This is a genomic window from Neolewinella persica DSM 23188, from assembly GCF_000373105.1.
Taxonomy (GTDB): domain Bacteria; phylum Bacteroidota; class Bacteroidia; order Chitinophagales; family Saprospiraceae; genus Neolewinella; species Neolewinella persica.
Window position 1 is genome coordinate 1 of sequence record NZ_KB890443.1, and the last position, 21,850, is coordinate 21,850.

11 protein-coding genes are annotated in these 21,850 nt (G+C 53.6%); 5 read left to right on the top strand and 6 right to left on the bottom strand.

The features are described 5' to 3' along the window. Window positions 1–274: 274 nt before the first annotated feature. Both B036_RS0118055 and B036_RS0118060 read left to right on the top strand, forming a co-directional pair. Window positions 275–1,003, top strand: coding sequence for a GntR family transcriptional regulator (locus tag B036_RS0118055; protein ID WP_026232094.1), 729 nt, complete (start codon window positions 275–277; stop codon window positions 1,001–1,003). Between the two features lie 35 nt (window positions 1,004–1,038). Continuing rightward, window positions 1,039–2,064 carry a GntR family transcriptional regulator gene (locus tag B036_RS0118060; protein WP_044103091.1) on the top strand — a complete coding sequence of 342 codons (1,026 nt, stop codon included), beginning with the start codon at window positions 1,039–1,041 and terminating at the stop codon, window positions 2,062–2,064. A gap of 269 nt (window positions 2,065–2,333) precedes the next feature. Here B036_RS0118060 and B036_RS29935 read toward each other — a convergent pair whose 3' ends face one another. The 4 genes from B036_RS29935 to B036_RS0118080 form a co-directional block, all read right to left on the bottom strand. Further along, window positions 2,334–4,589 carry an alpha-L-rhamnosidase-related protein gene (locus B036_RS29935; protein ID WP_020570140.1) on the bottom strand — a complete coding sequence of 752 codons (2,256 nt, stop codon included), beginning with the start codon at window positions 4,587–4,589 and terminating at the stop codon, window positions 2,334–2,336. 123 nt (window positions 4,590–4,712) lie between these two features. After that, window positions 4,713–9,278 (bottom strand): T9SS type A sorting domain-containing protein, encoded by a 4,566-nt coding sequence (locus tag B036_RS0118070; RefSeq protein WP_020570141.1) that lies wholly within the window; start codon window positions 9,276–9,278, stop codon window positions 4,713–4,715. A gap of 121 nt (window positions 9,279–9,399) precedes the next feature. Further along, the gene (locus tag B036_RS0118075; RefSeq protein ID WP_020570142.1) at window positions 9,400–10,932 is read right to left on the bottom strand and encodes a RagB/SusD family nutrient uptake outer membrane protein; all 1,533 of its coding nucleotides are present in this window, start codon (window positions 10,930–10,932) and stop codon (window positions 9,400–9,402) included. An 81-nt stretch (window positions 10,933–11,013) separates the two neighbouring features. Next, a complete protein-coding gene (locus tag B036_RS0118080; RefSeq protein ID WP_026232096.1) occupies window positions 11,014–14,190 on the bottom strand; it encodes a SusC/RagA family TonB-linked outer membrane protein in 3,177 nt (1,058 codons plus the stop codon). A gap of 349 nt (window positions 14,191–14,539) precedes the next feature. Here B036_RS0118080 and B036_RS0118085 point away from each other — a divergent pair, with 349 nt between their 5' ends. The 3 genes from B036_RS0118085 (at window position 14,540) to B036_RS0118095 (ending at window position 20,149) form a co-directional block, all read left to right on the top strand. Further along, the gene (locus B036_RS0118085; protein WP_020570144.1) at window positions 14,540–15,973 is read left to right on the top strand and encodes a sulfatase; all 1,434 of its coding nucleotides are present in this window, start codon (window positions 14,540–14,542) and stop codon (window positions 15,971–15,973) included. 105 nt (window positions 15,974–16,078) lie between these two features. Beyond that, window positions 16,079–17,119 (top strand): T9SS type A sorting domain-containing protein, encoded by a 1,041-nt coding sequence (locus B036_RS0118090; RefSeq protein ID WP_020570145.1) that lies wholly within the window; start codon window positions 16,079–16,081, stop codon window positions 17,117–17,119. Window positions 17,120–17,170: 51 nt separating this feature from the next. Next, window positions 17,171–20,149, top strand: coding sequence for a GDSL-type esterase/lipase family protein (locus B036_RS0118095; RefSeq protein WP_020570146.1), 2,979 nt, complete (start codon window positions 17,171–17,173; stop codon window positions 20,147–20,149). 34 nt (window positions 20,150–20,183) lie between these two features. On the opposite strand, the gene B036_RS29940 is transcribed toward B036_RS0118095, so the two are convergent. Next, a complete protein-coding gene (locus B036_RS29940; RefSeq protein ID WP_020570147.1) occupies window positions 20,184–21,167 on the bottom strand; it encodes an AAA family ATPase in 984 nt (327 codons plus the stop codon). A gap of 43 nt (window positions 21,168–21,210) precedes the next feature. Further along, a complete protein-coding gene (locus B036_RS0118105; protein ID WP_020570148.1) occupies window positions 21,211–21,834 on the bottom strand; it encodes an O-methyltransferase in 624 nt (207 codons plus the stop codon). Between the last annotated feature and the right edge of the window lie 16 nt (window positions 21,835–21,850).

Sequence of the window (21,850 nt, forward strand, 5' to 3'; positions counted from 1 at the left end):
CTGACGGGTGTAACGATCTACTTGACGAAGGAGAAATGGACCTGCTTTTCGCTTTATTGGAGTAGTTGCTTTATCTTGCAGTAACTTTAAAAACATAGGCCTTTTGAGTTTTTCTTGAAGTGTGAGAACTCCTCGAAAATACACAAAAGGCCTAATTTTTTGTCATCGCCAAAATTCGGGATGACTCATGTTATTTTCTTAAGGGAGATCATATAATTTGCAGTTATCAAAGAAAAAGCTAACTTGTCTAGACAAGTTAGCTTTTTTTCTACCTATGTCACCTACTTTGCCACATTATCGCCGATTGTATCAGGTACTGAAACAGCGCATTCAGGATGGTGAATATTTACCCGGTGATCTGCTGCCTTCGGAGAATACGCTATGTAATAACCATAGCCTGACCCGACCTACCGTCAGGCAAAGCCTACGGGAGCTGGCGCAGGATGGGTTCATCCGGAAAGTCAGGGGTAAAGGCAGTATTGTACAAAGTCGAAAAATTGGTCTGGGTCTTGGCGTGGGCATTGGCTCGCTGGATACCATTACCCCCGGTATTGAGACAACGGCATCAAATCTGCAAACCAGGGTCATCGAACCTCCGGTCGTTGTTGATTGGCCAAAGACCCCTGCCTTTACACTAAATCCACAGGAGCTAGGCACGAACTGCATCTATTTGTCTCGCGTTAGACTGGTTAACGAGCAGCCCGTTTTTTATGCGGAAACTCGATTGCCCAACGACAACCTGACGGGGTTCATGGATCACGAGTTTACCGATCAGTCACTTTTCGATCTGATCCTCAAACATCACAACCTCAAAATAACTGGCGGGGATCAACGTATCCAGGCGGTTACAGCTGACGGTAAGCTCGCCGAATTACTTGACGTGACGCCCACCACACCATTATTACGACTTGACAAACGGTACAATACCAATCGCTCAAATTACCGTTTACACTCTTCTATTTGGTACAATACACAGCAATATTACCTTGAAGGAATGCTTTGATTTTCGCTTTATATATTTTTATAATTAACTCGATCATGCCTCTAGCTATCAACATACAACCTGGGTCATCTGTGCCTAAATATCAGCAAATCGCAAACGCCTTTAGCCGTGGAATTGAACGGAAGCTCATCCGTAAGGAAGAACAATTACCCTCCATCAATGAACTAAGCGGACTGTACAATATCTCCAGGGATACTGCTGAAAAAGCTTATCGCCTGCTCAAAAAAAAGGGCATGATCGTATCCGTCAGGGGCAAAGGCTATTATGCCGTCAGCCAGGCACCGGTTGGGAGCAAACGGATTCTGCTGTTATTTAATAAGCTCAGCCCTTACAAGCAGGCGATCTACAGCAGTTTCGTAAAGGCCATTGGCCGTCAATCTTCCGTTGATCTACAGGTCTACTACGAAGATGTCCGCCTTTTTGAACAGATTCTGGAAGAGAATGCTACCAAGTTTACTGATTTCGTCATTATTCCTTCTTTTCGGGGAGAAGCCAGCATTTTAGCCCGACAGGCCGTTGATCGCCATCTGGCAGGAAAACAAATCACGTTCCTTGAGCGGATTTTACCGGACCTGAAAGAACCATACCGTGCCGTAGTCCAGAACTTTGAGGAAGACATTTATGGTGCTCTCCATAAGGCACGTAAGCACCTGCGTCGCTACCACAAGATCAAATTATACTTTCCGTTCGACACCAATCTGTCCCGGGGTATCATCCGGGGGTTCCATAAATTCTGCCTCGACAATAATTTTGACGCCGAAGTAATTTTTAAGGGCTTCGACGAAAAGCCGCTCGAACGAGGCACCGTTTACATCATCATCCGGGATGAACAACTCGTTACGGTAGTTCATAAGGCTAAGGTCAACCGGTTGTGGGCGGGCAAAGACATCGGAATTCTGGCCTACAACGACAGTCCGCTGAAGCAGGTGGTCTTAGATGGCATTACCGTTATGTCTACCCGCCATATGGTTATGGGGGAACGGGCCGCTAAAATGTTGCTCGATAACGTATGGGCAATTGAGGAAAATGAGTTTGTACTGATTGAGCGGGGGTCGCTTTAAAGGACAAGTTGTCCGGTTGTCGAGTTGTCTGAACTGCTACCATAAAATGCCTGGCAGCTTAACATTACTAAGTAGCAGAACAAATATTGTTATCACTTAAACGAGGAGGCCTCGGCTAGCTCTTCGGCTACGCTCCGGTCACGTCGGGAACCGGTTAGGTGAGGAACCTTCCCGTCCTCCGTCAGGCAGACCGTCTGTTTCAACGGTACGGCGCCCCCGGGCGGAGCCAATAAGTCAGTCTTATTCGAAAGTTGTTTTTACCCTCGAACTTACTCCGCAACAACAATAACCGCCATGCCATCCGGTGCGTCGTAATCGACCTTAAGTTTGTTTCCCTGCCGGCGAACTTCCACCTTGAGCAGCCCCAGGGGGGTGTCCACATAAGCAGAGGCCCGGTTAAGCGAACCCAGTTGCGGGCGAATGCGCACTGATCCATACCCTGGGGTAAGGGGCACTATACCAACGACATACTGCGACAGTAACGTCAGCCCTCCCCCACTCCAGGCATGGTTGTTCGTACCACCACCCCATTTTGCGGAGCCGATATCCCAGCCTTCCCAAAGCGTAGTCAGGGGGCTTTTCACCATCGGGCCGAACCGGCGCTTCATACGGGCAAGAGCATCATCGGCATACCCCATTTGAAACAATGCTTCCTCCACGTATTTCTCGAAGTAAGGACTGGCGTAAGCCTGGGTCCGGAATACCTCACGGATGGCGGGAAAGTGTTCAGCGGGAGCCAGCCCGGAGACTACGGCAAGGGCCTGACCACGATCGTCCGTCGCCCCCATATTTGCCGGGCTACGGTAAGCTTTTCCGGTCCAGAATTTCCTGTTGTAAGCAACTTTAAACCGCTCCATTTTGTCCGATGCCCAGACCACATCCTCTTGGTTTCCAGTCAATTTCGCCATATTGGCAAAGCCCTTCAGGGCCAGGTAGTACCAGCCGTTGAAGATCAGTGGCATATCCTTCTCGTCGCCCCAGTCTCCCCAGGTCCAGCCTCCCTTCCGGGGAATGACCAGACCGTCCGCATCAGTTTCCCAGACGTGGAGGTACCGCTTCACGGCCGGATAAACCCATTTAATCGTTGCTTCGTCTCCGGTATGCAGGTAATAATTCCAAATGCCATAGTAGCCAACGCTTGCCAGCATTTGAGTCGGTAGTTCCTGATCCCAGTTCCCGGCGGGAACGGGACTGTAAATCGTACTATCCGGGCGTTGCCATTCCATCAGTTCCAGGATGGCTTTCTTCGTCAGCCGGTCGCTCTTACGGTCGAGGGCGTAGAAAGTTTCTCCACTTTCGAGCACTACATCGCCCCACCACTGGGCGCGCTCCCGGTCGGGACAGTCCATGTAGCTGTCACGCATGGTGACGTAAAGCGTGCGGCGGGCCTTTTCCCACAGGCGGTTGTAGAAATCGTCATCGCAGCTAAATGCCCCCGTAAATTCCGTAGCAAATCCGGTTTCCCGGTACTTTAGGTCGTGCACCGTTATCCCGGCCGGAATGGTATAGATCACTTCGTGGCCGTTAAACCAACCGGGACTCTCGAAAGTCTGTTTACTGCCCGGGCGTGGGTGGTAGATCGTTCGTACGTTTGGTGGTCCGCCTCCGAAATAATTGTCGGTACGGATGTCGATATAGGGGAGTTGGCCATCAGCTATACCGGGCGCGGCCGCAGGTGCTGAGATGGTTAAATTAGCAGTAACCTGGGCATTATACGGTAGTTTCATTCGGAGGGTATCGCCCGTACTGACAAACGGGAAAGTGGGTGAATTTTCGTAAGACCGCAGGCCGAAATCCTTCCACTGTGGAATGGGCCGGGGCACCGAAACCCTTCTCGTGTTGGGCCGAACGATCGCCGCCAACCAATCCCCTGCAAAACCGTATAGGGGCTGATCCACCCGGTCTAGAGGGCCGGCCTTCTGCGCCATAAAATTTATGTTGGACTCCGGCAACCGGTAATTTGGCCGGGGGGCAGGGGAATCAACCGCAAATCCTTCGTGAATCCCTACTTTCCAGGTAGTATCCGTAAAAATATTCAAGTCACGAATAGCGACTGACAAGCCTGCCTGACCACTACTTTTATGGGAAAAGCCATCTTTCCCGAAATACCAGACCAGCACTTCTATTTTATTGCTGCCCTTGTGCAGGTAAGGTCCAAGGTCCTCTACATCTGTGTAATAACCCATTGGTACCGGGCCCCACTTCAGTCCGCCTTCCCTGATCACCAGAGAGTCGTTGACCCAGAGCCAATATTTGGTGTCGGCGGCAATTTCCGCCGGGATGGGCTCCGCTGCTACTTTGCTAAGGTCAAACTCTTTACGGAAGACCAGCCAGGTATTGGCCACCGAGCTGTCCGCAAAGGCGGGAGCGGTGATCCATCCCCGCTCTGCACCTGCGGCCGCGCCCGGATATTCTTTCCCTTCCTCCTTTACAATGGTCAGATTATCCACCAGCTGTGTCGTACACGCCTGGCAACTGAGCAACAAAATGGCTACGCTGAACCCGAGATAACTGAATATTTTCATGTAAGAGGAAATTTACGAATAAAAGAACCCGGCCGGCAACAATGCACCAGCCGGGTTGATTAACCTAGCGCTGTAACCAAATTGGTCTCACTCAAGACCGGTTGCCACGCGAATCATGCTCATTTACCGATAGAGAATGAGCTTGCGTACCGTAGAACGATTACCATGGACCACTCGTAAGAAGTAGAAACCGTTGGCCAAGCCATCGTTGTTCCACTGTACCTGTTTTTCACCGACCGGAACCTCGCCGCTGAAAATGTTCGCCACCTGCTTGCCCTGTATATCGAAGAGTTGCAGATCATAGCGGCCACTTTGGGTTGCGTTGAAGCTCACATTAAGTTCGTTGCCGAATGGGTTAGGGAACGCACTAAGCAGAAAGACATCATCTTCATCGGGGGCAATAACGCCGGTGGTCAGGCGGGCCGAAGGCCACGCGGTGGCAATCCGGAGTTCATCGAAGTTTGTCACGTAGGGCGTCTGGTTTGCACCGGAACCTTCTACGCGAATACGCATGATGTCAATCGGCGCACCTTCGAATACTGTCGTCAGGCCATAATTAAAAGCCGTGGAAGTATCGGGCTCCACATCTACCGGCGGGTCGATCCACATTGCTACGCTGTCTGGTTCAGGTCCGTCAACGGTAATTACCCGGAAGACGAGCCAGTGCATGCCTTCATCCATTACTTCTGAGCTACGGGAGTTGCCACTCGGAGGAGTGACAAATCCGAGTAAGCCGTTACCGAACTGACGACCAACGGAAAGGCGCTGCCCGCCGTTGGCACCGATTCCGGAACTACGGAAAGTGACGTTCGAAACATTATCTAGTGCTGCTGCTTCGGTGGTATTCATTAGGAAGGTCATCCAGTAAGTACGCCCATCACTCAGTAGCGGGAAAGCCAGCTTACGGTCGGCACGCATGGTAGTGGACGGTTCCAGGTAGCTGAATTGTGCTTTGTTGCCGATCGTCTCCAGGTCCATTCCTTCAATGCTTCCTTCCGTAATGGTCAGTTCGTTCACCTCACCAATTAAACCGGCATCTTCCCATTCGCCATCCCAGAAGGCATTAACGCCTCCCCGGCCAAACAAGGATTGATCCGCACCATAATTGAACGGTTCGTAGGCCAGCAGGTCAGGGTCGTCACTACCGAAATTAGGGGAAACATCCCGGAAAGAGAATCCAGTATAAACCTCATCAGCAAACATACTCAGCGTCTGCGCGCCCCCTGCCTGAATACTCAACTTATCAAAACCGTTGTTGATCTCCAGATCGGTGAGGGTAAAGAGTGCATTAGACGGATTAGGTAGTACGTCAGCTTCCGGGTTGACCCAGATTCGGGCGGTATCGGTGATGCCGTTGCCGTAGAGGTCCATTTGTACCACCACCCAATTGGTACCGTTAGCTGTCTGCGTCGTTGAGGTAACCGCTGGCAAGCCATTATAGGTAACCGCAAAATTACCCAGGCCGGTGGTAGCACCAATAGCCAGCACGGATGTATCACCATCCATCAGGCCAACGGAGCCACTGTTACCGATAGAGTTATCCGTCACGTCAAGCAGGAAGGTCATCCACACCGTCGTTTTTTCGGGCGTGTCTTCCGCAAAACGGGCGAAGTAAGGGCGGGTATAACGCACTGCGTTCATGCTTTGTACCACACTTGCCTTATTACCAACGGCTTCCACGCGGTTACTTTCGATGGAGCCGGCTGCGACGGTAGCGCTTCCTTGCACCTGTTCCCAACCGCTAAGGAAACCACTACCGCCGTTTTGGTCGGTCAGGTCCTCACCCGCAGGGTAATCAAAAGGCTCGTAAGCAGCTACGGGTTCCGTCGGGTTCAGTATATCCAACAGATCGTTAGGGACTACGTCGGCGAATTGACGGCCGACGTAGATGTCGTCCCACTCCGCAGTAACGCCCGGGTTACCGGCTACCTTAAGGCCAATGGCATCCCAGTTGGTCAGGTTCGCATTTCCGGTGACGGCGGCGCTGTCCCGGCTGGGCGTGACGTTTAATGCGGGGTCCACCCACATGTATACGTCGTCGTTGGCGGCGGTACCATTGGTAACCAGTTCCAGAACGACAAAATGGCCCTCATCGGCCGGAACCGTGGTTTGGCCCTGCCCGATGATTCGCAGTACTGATCCGTTGAAGGAACGGCCAATCTGCAGTAGTTCACCGGCGGCACCGGCAGCATAGTTGGTAGAGTCGGCCAGTACCAGGTTGGTCACGTTCGGTCCGCCGTTTGCTGACTGAAACCAGTACCCCACCCAGAAAGAACGGCCATTATCGCCGTATTCACCGGCAAGTTTACGTACCACGCTACCGTTTTGGGAAAAGGTGACTTTGTTGCCACTCGTTTGCTTTAGGATATCGAAGTTTTCTACACCACCTTCGGTGATGACCGCATCATTGTCGGCGGTCAGCAGCCAGGGACTGTTCCAGCCGGAGCCGCCGTTCTGGCCGTCGAGGCCGGCACCAGCAGCATAGTCCATTGTTTCTATGGCACCGGTAGGAGCTGGCGCGATCGGCTCTAAATCAAGGGGTGCAACGTCAATAAACGTACTCCCCAGGAAAACATCATCGACGTTGAAGTTAAGGCCGGCCGCTCCTTCCATCTTAATGGAAAGTGCGTTGAAATTGGCCGTGGGATAAATTTTATCGGCGATGTCGGCGTCTGCCAGTTCGGGCATCGTAGCGGGATCGGGATCGACCCAGAGGTGCATGATCCACTGCTCGGCCGTATCGGAGGCCATCAAACGGCCGACCACCCAGCGGGCGGAGGTCCCTTCAAAAAACTGACCGGAGTTCGTCGCCCCTGCGCCGGTGGCAAAAAGGTTACGGTTACCAAAGCGCTTTCCGATGATGATGCGTTCGTAGTTATCCTGCGTCGTGTCGGCAAAAACAATGGTACCGACATTGTTCCCCACGTTACCGCTGACGGCCATATGGGTACTGAACCAAATTTCCGGGTTGCTTTCCGGGGTTAATGGTGCCTCTAAGTAGCGGATAAAACGGTTGTTTTCTCCGATAGAGACTCCTTCGAAGGAATTGGTGCTGGTCTTCACCAGCAGGTTGTCATTGGCCAGGCCACCGACAACGACGTTGCCGCGGAAGCTGTCGGAGGCAATTGTATCCCAGGCTCCCGCCCAGCCGTTTTCCATTTCGCCCAGGCCGAAAAGTCCGGTACCGCCGGCGTAGTTGAATTGGTCAAAAGCAATGGCCGTCTGTGACACGGAGGTATCCTCCAGATCATCGGGAACCACTTCGGCGTAGGCGTTGCCTACGTAGACGTCGTCCCAGTTAGCCGTTACGTCACCACCACCTTCCTGAAGAAGGGCAATGGCATTCCAGTCTGCCAGGTTACGCGTACCCCGGGCGTTGGCGTCGTCCCGGCTGGGCTGGGTCTCCGGGTCCGGATCGAGGTATACGTAAATGTCATCGTTTGCTGCCGTACCATTGGTGGCGATCTCCAGTACGACCCAGTGGCCTTCGGCGGACGAAACGCCCGTCCCGGATGCAGGGCCACCCTGAACGATAGCGATATTAGCGTTATTGAAACCACTACCGATTTGCGCCAGTCGTCCACCTCCACCAGAGGCTCCCAGGGCGTCAGCATCGGCTAACACAAAGTGAGAGACATTGGCTCCGGCATTCTCCGTCTGGAACCAGTAACTCACCCAAAAGGTACGGCCGACATCACCGTAGTCACCTGCCAAGCGGCGGACGGTCCGCGTGTTGTTCGTCACAGCCATCCGGTTTCCGCTGGTCCGGCGAAGCAGCGTAGTGCTCTCAATACCACCGGCGGCAATGATGGGAGAAAGACCGCCAACGACGGTCCAGTCGCCATCAAATCCGGTTCCTGCCGAAGTGACATCCTTCAGGCTATCGGCAATCTCGTAATTAAACTTTTCTACGGCACCGTCGGGGGTAGCACCAACCGTGACCAGGTCGGCGGGCACTACTTCGGCGAAACTCGCTCCGAGGTAGATGTCATCTACGCTGAGGTCTATCCCGGCAGCACCTTCCGCTTTGATTCGTACGGCATGGTAGGGTCGGTCAGGGTACGCCTTGTTCATTATTTGCGCGTCAGCTTCCAAAGGCGTAGCCCCGGTAGCTGGATCAACCCACATATCCAGCTTCCAGTCACCAGCCCCGGCATCGAAGACCATATGGCCTACCACCCAACGTGCGGCAGTTTCCTGAAATAACAGGCCGGTATTCGTAGGCCCCGAGCCGGCGCCCGTCGCAAAGAGATTGCGGTTACCAAAACGCTTACCGAAGGTAACCGCTTCGGTATTATCCGTCGTATCAATGAAGGAGATGGTACCGACGTTACCCGTTGGGTCACCATCGATGGCCATCTGTACACTAAACCAGAATTCACCAGAGGCATCAGTAAAAGGTGTTGCCAGCAGGCGCTGATAGCGATTTTGCTCGGTGGTGGAAGTGACTACGGCCCGGTTATTTGTGGTTCGGGCCAATAAGGCTTCGTTAAGAATACCTCCGTCAACTATACGCGAGGTATCCATGTCAGTAACGGCTTCCCAGCCGCTGGCCCAACCATTACCGGAAACGCCGTTTCCGGCCAGGCTGGCTGAGGTTGGATAATCAAATCCATCGGATATTTGTGCTTGCAGACTCCACCCGGCCAAAAGCAGCAGGCAAGTCGTTAGGGTATGTATTATTCGCATGATCTCAAGTTATTAAAGGGTAAATGTTGAATTCAGAGCGTGAAAAATATGGATGTAGAAAGAATTTTTTTGGGCGCGGCCGCAGGTGCTGAAAAAAGACTTGCGGAGCAAACGCGCCGTACTACCATCCCTCGTTTTGGCGGTAGCCGTACCGCTCCACCTCACTAAAGGGGATGGCGAAAAGGGTGCGGATATTAGCGTAGGCTTCTGGGAAGGGGTCGAGGTAATCCTGCAACATGCGTTGTTCGGCGCCGTGCGCGGTCATCACTTCCTGAAGATTGCCGTACCGCATCAGATCCCACCAACGATGATTCTCAAAGGCGAGTTCCACTCTGCGCTCACGACGTAGGGCCGCGCGCAGATCTTCCTCTGTGGAAATGTCCAGCGCGGGGTTCGGATTACCAGGAAAATATAGTTGAAGACCTGCCCGCACCCGCAGCAGGTTAATGATCTCAAATACTTCGTTCGGCAGGCCACCCTGGGTTGCCAGTAGTGCCTCTGCTTTCATCAGTAAAACGTCCGCGTAGCGGAAAACCGGAAAATTGAGGTCGCTGCCGCCCTGGGTCACGGGGACGTGAACAAACTTGCGGGAGTAAGGGATCAAAGCATTGTCAGGGTCTGCAGGGTCCTCATCATAAGAACCAATACTTGCAGCCTTACGGCGGTCACCATTTTCGTAAGCGTTGATCAGGTCCTGGGTCGGAATGTTCTTCCCCGCCGAACTGGGTTGTACGAATATACCCTGGGTAATGGCCTGGGCGGATTGATACGGTAGCCAGTTAATGAAAAAACCCGCGCCCTGGCCTGCGGCCACGCTGAATTGATTTGCAAAGATCACTTCCTCGCTGTCCCGGTTCCCCGGTCCGAAAACGCCGCGGTAATCCTCAACAATGCTATACAGGCCGGAAGCCTGGATACTTTCCAACAACGGCAGAGCAGCAGCATAGTTCCGATCAGTAAAGTACACTTTAGCCAACAGCATTTGGGCGGCGGCCTTCGTGGCTCTTCCCTGGTTTACCCCTCTCCATTCTTCCGGCAGGTTTGCAATGGCAAACTCCAGGTCAGGGATCATGATTTCGGTCACGGCCTCTGCCCGGGGAGAGCGATCTTTGCGCAATAGTTCCGTTGCGTCTTCCTCGCTTTCGATGATGGTGGTCACCTTAACCACATCGCCAAAAGTCTGGGTAAGAACATAATAATAGAATGCCCGCAAGAAGGAAGCTTCCGCCTTCTTAGCCAATCGGTCGGCTTCATCGTCATAAGGCACCCGGTCGATCAGATTGATGATGTAATTAGCTTCGGACACCCCCCGATACCCTGGCCCCCAGATATTACCGTGAATTCCGGAACTTGCCGTCAGTACGAAGTAGTCGATCTCTTCCACCGCCAGGCTACCCCGGTCAGCGGGATTAGGAATGAAGGTAGTGTTGTCCGACCGCATTTCCACCGTTCGCCACAGGGCATTGTTATAGAGCTCCCGCAGGTTCCCGTAGGCGCCGTTCACGGCGCCTTCCACCTGCAGTTCCGTTTGGAAAAAGTTATTGACTGTATAGCTGCCTTCTGGTTCGTAGGTAAGGAATTCATCCTCGTTGCAGCCGGTGCCAAAGCACAGGCAACTCACTACGATCAGACTGTATATAATGCGTTTTGGCATAGTCGCCGATTTTTTTTGGATTGAATAATGGAAGTTTCCGGGGACGCCCTAAGTAATGACAAGCCCGAGGGGCAAAGGACATCAGAGCTGCATGGCGAAGCCTAGCGTGAACGTCCGGGTAATCGGATAGGAGGAGTAAGCGACGTTACGTTCAAAAGGGTTCCCCGCACGCTTCACCTCCGGATTGCCCCTGAATTTGCTGAACACCAACGCATTCTGGACACTACCGTATACCATCAATCCATTTAGAAACTCCTTCTTCGATACAAGGTCGGCGAAGCTATATTCCAGTTTGATGTTGCTTATCTTCAGGAAGGTGCCGTCCACGACACCCGCACTGGTCGGCGTCCGGTAGCGTTGGCTCGGAGAAGCCGTAACGGTAGTTGGTGCCCGGAGGCTGAAGTCATCCGACCCCGGCCGGTAACGGTTCAGAACTTCCCGCCGCACGTTGAAAACCCCGTCAGTATTCAGTTCAATCTCACGCCGAAGGTCGAAGATCAAGCCGCCGACTTCCCCGTTGGCGTTGATGCGTAACCCCCAGTTTTTCCAGGTGACAAAAGAGGAGAATCCGTAGTTAAGGTCGGGTAGGGGATTTCCGAGAAACACGTAATCCTCGGCGACCTCCAGGTTACCATCTCCGTCGCCATCCAGGTAAAAGGGTGCTCCGACCACCGCGCCGGGATATTTTGGCACATTAGGGTCATCGATCATCTCAGGCGTATACAAACCAAGCAGTTGCAAGCCATAGTACTGGCCTACAGGTCCGCCGACGAAAGTCCGGCTTATCCGTGCGCCATTACCTGCCGGCGTCTGGAAGATCGGTACGTTCTCCGTACCAATTTGAACGATTTCGTTACGGTTAGTCGAAACATTGGCGGACAACCTCCACACAAAGTCAGATTTTACGATCGGCTTCGCATCGATACTTACTTCGATACCTTCGTTCTTGATCTCACCGAGGTTACTGATCTGAGAGTCGAACCCAGTGATGTCCGGCAACGGATTACCGAAGAGCAGATCGGTATTACGGGCACGGTAGAAAACGGTCTTCACGTTGAGCCGGTCCTTGAAAAAGCCGAGGTCGATCCCGATATCCGTTTGCTTGATGGTTTCCCACTGCAGGTTATTATTTGGCAGGCGGTTTACCTGGAAACCGACGGCATTAAGACCGCCGAAGGTGTAATCATTGCGGCTGACTGCCCCCTGGTAGAAAGACTCGTCTACCTGCTGGCTGCCCGTTTCACCAACGGAAAGTTCGAAGCGCAGGTTACTAAGAATGTTCGACTTGGGGAACCAAGGCTCGTTGCTCGCACGCCAGGCCAAGCCCAGGGCGGGGAAAATTGCGTTACGTCGCGCTGCGCTGAAGCGGCTCGAAGCATCGCGCCTTACGGAAGCGGTGACGTAGTATTTTTTATCGAAGTCGTAAGTCAGTCGCCCGATGATTCCGATCAGCGTACGTTCCCTGCGTTCTTCATTGCCGTTGATGTAAAACCGGGGTAAGGGCGTATCGAGAGTGGGGTTATTGAGGTCTTCGGGGTTAAACTGAAAAACGTTGTTGCTATTGAACAACTGGAAGTCCTCGTTGATGATAAAGTTATTGCCGATCTGAAAACGCTGCAGTTCATAGTATTCTGCGGTGTAGCCGGTGAGCAGGTCGATGCTGTGCTTACCCACTTTCTTATTGAAGTTCAGGGTGGTCTCCGAGAGGAGTCGGAACTCTTCCCGCCGACGGGTACTTACACCAGAGTTGCTGGGCGGGTTGGTGTTGGCGGGCGTAAGACCGCCGCCCACGACGGAACCGGGCGTAAAGCTGTTGCCACGATTGAAAATCAGGTTAGCCGCCACCGTCTGCTTCAGCTGCAGGTTGAAGGGTAATTTGACGGTGAGCCGCATTTGTGAGTTTACCTGACGGTTAACACTACTGTTTTTCTCATTGAGCAAACGATAGAGCGGATTGGCCTGAAAGAAGGGTAGCAATTCGCCTTGGGTAGTCGTGGTGAGGTCACCGTTCTCGTCATAGGCGACGCCGGTGGGGTCAGCCCAGCGAGCTACCTGTAGTACGTGGAAGGCGGAGAACTGCCCCTGCCCGGGGTCCGTGCTGCCGGAATTATTTACCGTCTGGGACGGCGCGATGGTGATACCGAATTTCAGCCAGTCGTTGAGCTCACTGTCGAGGTTGGCACGAAAGTTATAGCGTTTGAGTCCGGTATTGGTCACAACACCCTGGGTCCGGAAGTGACCGACGGAGACGTTATAGGTTGTCTTTTCGTTACCGCCGCGTACACTGATGTCGTAATTGTTCGTCACCCCGTCGCGGGTCACTAAATCAAACCAGTTGGTGCCCTCTCCGTAAATGGAGGGGTCCGCCAGATTATCCGGAATAACCGGGTCGACACCGCGGTTTAACGCGTCATCTTCGATGCGCTCCCGCAGAAACGTAGCGAGTTCGGTGGCATTAAGAATGTCTGGCTTTTCGAAATCAGGGATGACGGAAAGGCCGGAATAAGAGTTGACCGTGATGGTCGGTTTACCGGCACGCCCCTTTTTCGTGGTGATTAAAATAAGGCCGTTTCCTGCCCGCGCACCGTATAGTGCTTTACCGGATGCGTCACGAATTACGTTGATTGACTCAATATCATTTGGGTTAAAAAGGGAGAGAAAGTTATCCTGCTCGGAGTTATTATAGGTGCCGTAGGGAACACCGTCGACAACGATCAGCGGGGCGTTATTTCCGGTTGTACCGATGCCCCGAACGAGAAGTTCCGCACCGGCATCTGGCCGGCCACTTCCCGTACGCACCTGCAGGCCGGCCACCTGACCGGCCAGCGCCTGGTCGAAGCTGGGAACCGAGAGGTTCTCCAACTGGCGGGAGGAGATTTGATCGCTTGCGCCGATCACGTCGGACTTCTTAGCCTCACCAAAGGCAACGACGACGACCTCCTCCAGTAATTCGGCGTCCGACTCCAAGGTCACGTTGATTTTATCTCGCTTGTTGATGTCGACGAATTGCTTCTTGAAGCCCAGGTAAGAGAACACCAGTTGTTTGGCGTTATCGGGAACTACGAGCGAGTAACTACCGTCGAGATCAGATAGCGTTCCAACGCCGGTATTACCGGCGACGTATATACTGACGCCGATCAGTTCTTCGCGCTGAGAATCCGTTACGGACCCGGTGATCGTCCGTTGGGCCATTACGGCGGCGGAACATCCGAGCAGTAGAAATAGTCCTCCCAGGAAATAACGAATTGATTGAGGCATGAACGATTGATTTTTAATGACTTAAGCGCCTCCATCTCCTGAAAGAAGACTTATTCTTCTGGCTGGTGGAAGCCCCTAAATGTCTTGCAACATTCGCATTCTCGCATCCTGCGCTATCCTGTCCGAAAATCGTAGACGGCGGAATACCTTACGTCACGAAGAGCAGTTCACTAATGGGTATTTCATTGTTCTTCCGGCGCGGACGCAGGTGCAAAAAATAAGTTTTTATGCTGTGTTTCCGAACCGGATTCAGCTTGCTCAGACAACACTCTTTGCACCTGCGTGACCGCCACCATGTTTCCCTAGCTCCTGGTGCTCAGCTCCAGCCACTAATTCACAAAATGATTTTATGAAACAGCTCTTTTCCTGCTTATTCCTGGTTTTACTCACCGCCGGTTTCACCTGTTCGGAGAAAAGTACTAGGTCCGACAAGGCCCTGGCCAATACCCCTAACATTATCCTCATCGTAGCCGATGACCTGGGCCTTTACGACCTGGGGTGCTACGGAAACGAAATTATTGAGACCCCGCGCATCGATGCGCTGGCCGCAGGAGGCATCCGTTTCACCCGCGCTTACTGCGCTGCCCCAATCTGCTCGCCTAGTCGGGCCGCCATCCAGACCGGGCTGCACCCCGTCCGCATCGGGATGACCGAGCACCTGCGGGGCACCCCCCGTCCGCGCGACTGCCAACCGCTCATCGCCCCGAAGAACGCCGGCCGTTTAGCCTACGCCTACCGCACCATCGGGGAAGCACTCCAGGACCAGGATTACGAAACCATCTTCGTGGGTAAATGGCATCTTGGTGGCCAGGGCTACGGCCCCAAAAACCACGGCTATGACAAGAGCTACGCCGCCGGTGGGCAGGGCCTTCCCCGCAGTTTTTTCCGCCCTTTCTTCAACGGCAATCCCTACCCTGAACTAGATACCATTGCCGGCGACGATGACTTTCTTACCGATGCCATCGCCACCCTGGCCGTCAACGCGCTACCGACCAACGGCGAGCCCTTCTTCATGGACGTCAACTTTTACTCTCCCCATGTTCCCATTGCCGGCCCACCCGACCTGGTGGCCAAATACGAAGCCATTATTGGCGATGATCCCGACGCCCTGCCCCGCCCCCACTACGCAGCGATGGTGGAGCGGATCGACCAGCAGGTCGGCCGAATCGTTGATACCCTCTCCGCACGGGGAATGATGGAAAATACTATCATCCTGTTCACCTCCGACCACGGCGCACTGACCGTCAAAGAAGTACCGGGCTTCGATGCCCATACTCCACCAACCGACAGCGGTCCGCTGCGTGGCGGTAAAGGCTACATTTACGAAGGTGGCCTTCGGGTCCCCCTCATCGCCTTTGGTCTCGACCGCTTCGAGCCCATGGTCGATGACTACCCCAACGTAAATACCGACTATTTTTCCACCTTCACCGCCCTGGCCGGTTCCGAGGAACGCTCCGTAGACGGCGAACCGATCCCCAGCCTGACCGGCGCGCCGGAAACCGACCGCGCGCTCTACTGGCACTTCCCACACTACAGCCCGCAGCGCGGGCTGCCCGCCGCCGCCATCATTGACAAGGGCGACAAGTACATCGAGTGGTATTCCGACGTGGATTCCACCTATTTTTTCCAGCTCAACGACGACCCCGGTGAAACGATGGCCGATACGGGAATCACTTCTTCCCGTATCGACGAACTCCGGGAGAAACTCACTGCCTGGCGAGACAGTCTTGGTGCTCGCTTTATGACAGTTAATCCGGACTTTGATGGATCGGATTGTGAGTAGAAACACCCTCCCCACCCCTCCCTTACGGGGAGGGAATCTCTGAAAACGCTATGCGTTTTCAGTAGCTACTGATCGTCAATTATCTTTCCTAATTTCCTCGTGATTATGCGCGTCCTGCTCCTGCTTTTGTTCTCCATTTCCCTCTCCGCCCAAAGCGAAGTACTCGTATACGAGACCTTCGACTATGCGGCGTATAATCCGATGTTTTGCCTCGGCGATACGATCAACGGTTGGACAGGCCCCTGGACAAGAGAAACGGGGGACGATGCCATCATCCGTGGAGGTGATTTGGTACCAACCACGGTCATCCCTACCTCCGGCCGGGCTTCCCTGGAGTTCATCCGGGCGGGTATCCGCTATAACCGCCCGATCGATTTGATTGAGGATGACGGTCAGGCACTTTGGATATCCTACGACGTCGACTTTCGTGCTGGCTCCGTGGCGAATAACGTTGGGAACGTCACCTTTACCCGGGGCAGCAACCAGGTATTTACCGTTGGGCGAAAATTTGGCAATCGGAAGATTGGCCTCGTCTGGCCCGGGGCAGGCAACTACAACACTGACATAGATGCGGAAGGACTTCACCGGCTGGTGGTTAAAATTCAGTTTAGTGGTGATTCCGGCGACGAACTGGCCTGGTTGTGGGTTGACCCCGACACCTTCAACGACGCAGGAGAACCTACAGCAGAAACCGCCGATATTACCGTGCCAACGACAGGCCTTCCTGGCCTGCGGCTCAACATTGGCATCGATGGCGTTCAACTGAAGGTGGAAGGCACCCCGCCGCTGGAGGTTGATTTTGACAACCTCATCCTGGGCCGGACTTTTCGCGCAGTGGATCCTGATTACATTGTTGGCACCCGCAATGTCTCCCAGGTGAAATTCCCGGTTAAGCTCTTTCCCAACCCTACCAACGGACCGATTGGCATCGAATGGGAAATGCCAATGACCGGACCACTGGCAATTTCACTTTATGACCATACCGGCAGGCGACTACGACAGTTCGCCACGCGAAGCTACCCCGCTGGTCCGCAGCACATCACCCTCTCGCTGGCCGATCGCAAGTTGCCGGCAGGTAGCTACTTGCTCAGACTTGCCACTCCAGGGTTTCAAACTACCCAGCCCATTATTTATCAACCTCAGTAATCCAACTCTCTCCGTTGTATTAGCCGCCGCTCCAAGACCATTATTTCCCCCATGTCCAGATTTCTCCTTACGCTATCACTGCTAATACCTCTTGCGCTCTCTGCACAAGCGCCGCTCCAGTCCTTTTACCTTGATTTTGGACCGAATGACGGCAGCAATGGCAACATCACTGCCAGCCCCGATGCAAACGGGAACCACTGGAACAACCCGACCAATTCCTCGACAGTCGCACCGGCGGTAATGCTGGCCAATCAGGACGGATTCATAACGCCCTCGACGGTATCCGTAAGCAGCATGCTCTCCACTAATGGTATTAATCACGGCGGATTATTGGACCCCACAGCCGAGCAGTTGGGAGAGTTCGCCATCGCCACGGCCACGCAGGATTACTTCTTCACCAATAATACCGGCGAGCTGACCTTCAGCGATTTGAACCCAGGCAGAGGTTACAAATTCACCATTTTTGCGAGTAGGGATAATACGCAGGTTCGGGAATCCGGCTACCGGTTTAACGGCGCGAATGAGGTAATTGGAAGCTTACAGTCATCCGGGCCGGACCTGGGCGTTGGCGGCTATAATGGCAATAATTCAACAACCTATACCTCCGAGGCGGTCTTCCCCACCGAAGAGGGGGACGTCGTTCTAACCCTAAGCCGAAACGCCGGCTCCTTTGCCTATATCAACGCGATGAAAATCGAGGAATTCGACGGCCTTGGCCAGGTAGACGTAACGGCGATCAACGTAACGGGAGATGACATTACCGAACAGGGGGGGACCCGACAAATGATGGCCGAAGTAGTGCCAGCGGAGGCAACTTTTCAGGGCGTCAGTTGGTCGGTTGATGATCCGACCGCCGCTGAGATCACCGTCGATGGAGAGTTGATTCCGCTGAAAAACGGCACCGTTACGGTAACTGCTACTACCCTCCAGCCGAACGCTAATGTAAGCGGAAGCAAAGTCGTGATCATCTCTGGCCAGACGATCAACCACTTCTTTATTGACTTCGGCGAAACTGACGCGACCACCACCAGCCCCGACAGCAACGGTAACAGTTGGAATAATGCCACCGATCCAGCGGAAGCGGCTAACCCCGTCACATTGGTCACCGCTAACAACATCGGTACCGGTTACGAAATGCTTGTTACTAAAGCGGTCACCAATGGTGGCTTACCCGACGCAGCTTTGCCCAGTCCTGACGCCGCAGTACTCGGCGAGTTTGCGATTGCTACCGCCACCAGCGATTATTTCCAAACCAGCAACTCTGGCCAGCTTACCTTCCGTAACCTCAATACGAGCTCCGGCTACCAGTTCCGCGCATTCAGCAGCGGTACGCATACCGGCCGCCGAAATACAACTTACGAAGTCGTCGGGTTCAATGCGGACAGCGGCGAGGTACAGACCTCCGGTTCCGACCTTGGAGGAGCCGGACGAAATAGTAACGCCAGTGAAGTATTCCGGTCGGAGGTCATTTTCCCGGCCGACGACGGGACGATCACGCTGACTTTCCGTGTCTCCCTCGGCCAGTTCGGCTACCTCAACGCTTTACGGTTGACGGAGCTAGAGGGCGTAGAGTTATGCCCCGAGCTCAACCCCAATGGAATTGCCGTGATGGGCTCCTCCGTAGCCCGGGGCGAGGGTGCACCTAACGATATGGGCTACGCCTTTCAGTTCGGCCAGCTCCTGGCTGCGCGTGCTGCTGCTGATCAGGGCCGCGACTGGAGCCTGACCAATATTTCCGTCGGTGGTAACAACACCGCAGCCGTCTCTAACCGCTGGGCCAGCGACCTCGCTCCGCTTTGTGACAAATACGTCCTTTATGGCCTCTCCCTGGCCAACGAGGGCATCCGCAACCGGGGGCAAGAGGCTTTTGATCAATTCCGGGATAACCTCCAAGAGTTGATTTCCCGGGCCAGAGCCAGAAACATTACGCCGGTTGTCATAGGCAACTATTCCCGCAGAGATTTTGACATCGAAGATTACCAATTCATCAAAGACATGAATCTGTTGATTCACCAGTGGGATGTCCCAAGCATTAATGTACTGGGCTCCAATGACAATGGTACCGGCAATTGGGTAACTGGCTACGAAGCTGACTTGGGCCACCCGAATATGGCGGGGCACACAGAGTTTTTCCACGCCTTCGTCCCGTCCCTGTTTGATGCCATTTCCGCAGGGAAGGTTTTACCCCAACGCGTAAGCGATACCTGGGTTACCTTCGGCAATGAAGTTGATGAAAACCCCGCCGTATTCTCCCCGGAAGAAACGGTACATCCCTTTACCCTTTCCATTGGTGTTCGGACCGTGGGAAGTGGACAAATTTTCTCCATCCCGACGCATCAGGGAGAGGGTAACCTCTCCATCAATGCCTCGGGCATGGCCGTTTATACTGCGCCTTCTGGCGCTTCGATCACTTCAGCTACCGCCGTCAATGACGGGGAGTGGCACCAGCTTACCCTCTCGCACTACTACGCCCGGGGAGGGAGTTTTCTTTACGTGGACTCCGCCCGTGTGGCTGGTGGTGTCAACGAACGCCTTGTTCCCCAAAGCTTTGCCCTCAGCGGAGCCGCAGGGCCAGCCACTGTAGATTTCAGGGATTGGTTCTTCTACCGCTCAGGAATGAACGCCGATGAAATTACCGCGCTGGTTCGTGGTGCGATGCTTAAATCAAGCCTGGAGCTGTATGCACCGCTGGACGGTCAGGGAGTGTTGGGCGACAGCATTCTCCTTAACCTGGCCCAGAGCAACAATACCATCGTAAACAGCTTACTGAGTGGTACCAATGAGACAAGGGTTTTACCCGCTGCGACTTTCCGCTATTTCCCCAATCCTACCGACGGGAAACTGACGATTGAATCAACCGACGGACAACCCGTGGGGCAGGTCGCCGTATTTGATGGCTTGGGTAGAAAAGTACTTTCGCTAGATTACCAGAGCAGCCTATCACTTGATGCTTTGTCGCCAGGAGCGTACTGGGTGCAGGTTGTGCGTGATGGTGGGAGGTTTGGGGCTTTTAGGGTGGTTTTGCGGTAGGGTATCACCACCTGAGTTTCCCCTCCGGGGGTGATTAGATCGCCAAACCCCAATCTTTAAGCAGTCGTTCCGCCAACCGGGTCCGCTCTGACCAATTATCTCCTTTTACCAGCAAAGTCTCCACTCCACTCTCTTGCCGTGCCTTCCAATGGGCGGCGGCCAAGTCAGCCCGCTCAGGCGGCTCAAGGCGAGTGCCGTCCTGCATATAGGGCGCGTCGGGCTGGGTAAACAGGCAGAGGTGATTTTCAGCGGCAGCCAGCCAGGCTGGCCGGAGCAGCAGTTCCCGGCCAAAGAGATAACGTGCATAGGCCAGGGTGGTGTACACATCGGTATCGATGAACAGAACGCCATCGGCTTGGGGGATGGCTTCCTGAATGGCTTCGGCCTGGCGGTCGGCGATCCGGAGTAGGTCTTCGAAGACGACGGTGTCGGTGTGCTCCACGATTTCGCGGGCGGTTTCGGGAACGAAGACCGTACCGTAGCGCAACGCCAGGTGCGCCGCCAGTGTGGATTTCCCGGTCGACTCCGTACCGTGCAACACCACCCGCTGAACGAAGTCAGGCCGGGCGGCAGGTACCAAAAAGCGCCGGTACAGGTACGGCTCCGCCCGAATCATGGTGGCGGAAACGGGCACGGCGGCCCGGTCTACATCAAAGATCCGATAGCCAATCCCCCAGCTTTCAGCTACGTACTGTACGTAGGCTTCGGAACCTATGATCAACTCCGTCTCGGGTGCCAACTCCTTTAGCCGGGCCGTCCACAGCTCACTTACGTCGCGACTGGAAACCGAGGTCGCGGGCAAGTCTTCATCCGCAAAATCGAATCGTTGGATGGTGACGCGCGGGTCATCGGCGTAAGCTGCCCGTAGCCACCGTTCCCGGTCGTCGCCGGAGATGGGTTCGTTCTCTTCCACGCACAACAATATCGTAAGCTGGGTGGCCTGGCTGAGCGCGAAAGCGATCAGGGCCTGGTGGCCGGTGTGTAGGGGCATGAATTTGCCTAAGACCAGAGCTTGCATAGGAGAGATTTGAATGCTAAAACGCGAATCAAACGCTAAAAGCTTATTTCCTAATACTAATCAACACGACTTTACCGCCGAACTTGGGCTGTAGGTGATACTTATTACTTTGACTAATAGCCCTTAAGAATACTTTAGTTTCTGCCATGTCAGCGTTGTCAACGTAAACAAACGTGCTTTCATGAAAATTAGGTTCAAGCATCTGAAATATCGGTAAGTACAAATCTTTCCAACCGTCTAGCAACAGTAGGTCAATTGGCTCATGATGGTTTTTCAGTGTCTCTAAGGCATCACCAATTCTAACTTCAATGAGGTGGTTTACGCCTGCTCTTTTGAAGTTTTCAATCGCCTTATGCGCTTTCGAGGCAATTAATTCTGTGGTAATGATATTGCCACCGGTCTCAAGCACACCTTGAGCTAAGAACAGGGTAGATATTCCGAATGAAGTACCAAATTCAATGATGTTCCGGATACCATTTTCTTTAATAAGTCGCTTCAAGCCTTCTCCTTGTTCTTTGGAAATCGACAGATACACGTCTTTAAAACTAGATGGTTGAATCGATTTAAAGACGCTTTGCGCGAAACTTTTCAACATTTTCAAATGATCGAACCTGGCGTCCTTATACAGATGAGTTAAGGTAACTTCGACTTGTTGTTGGGTAGACATATTTTTTATATTTAAG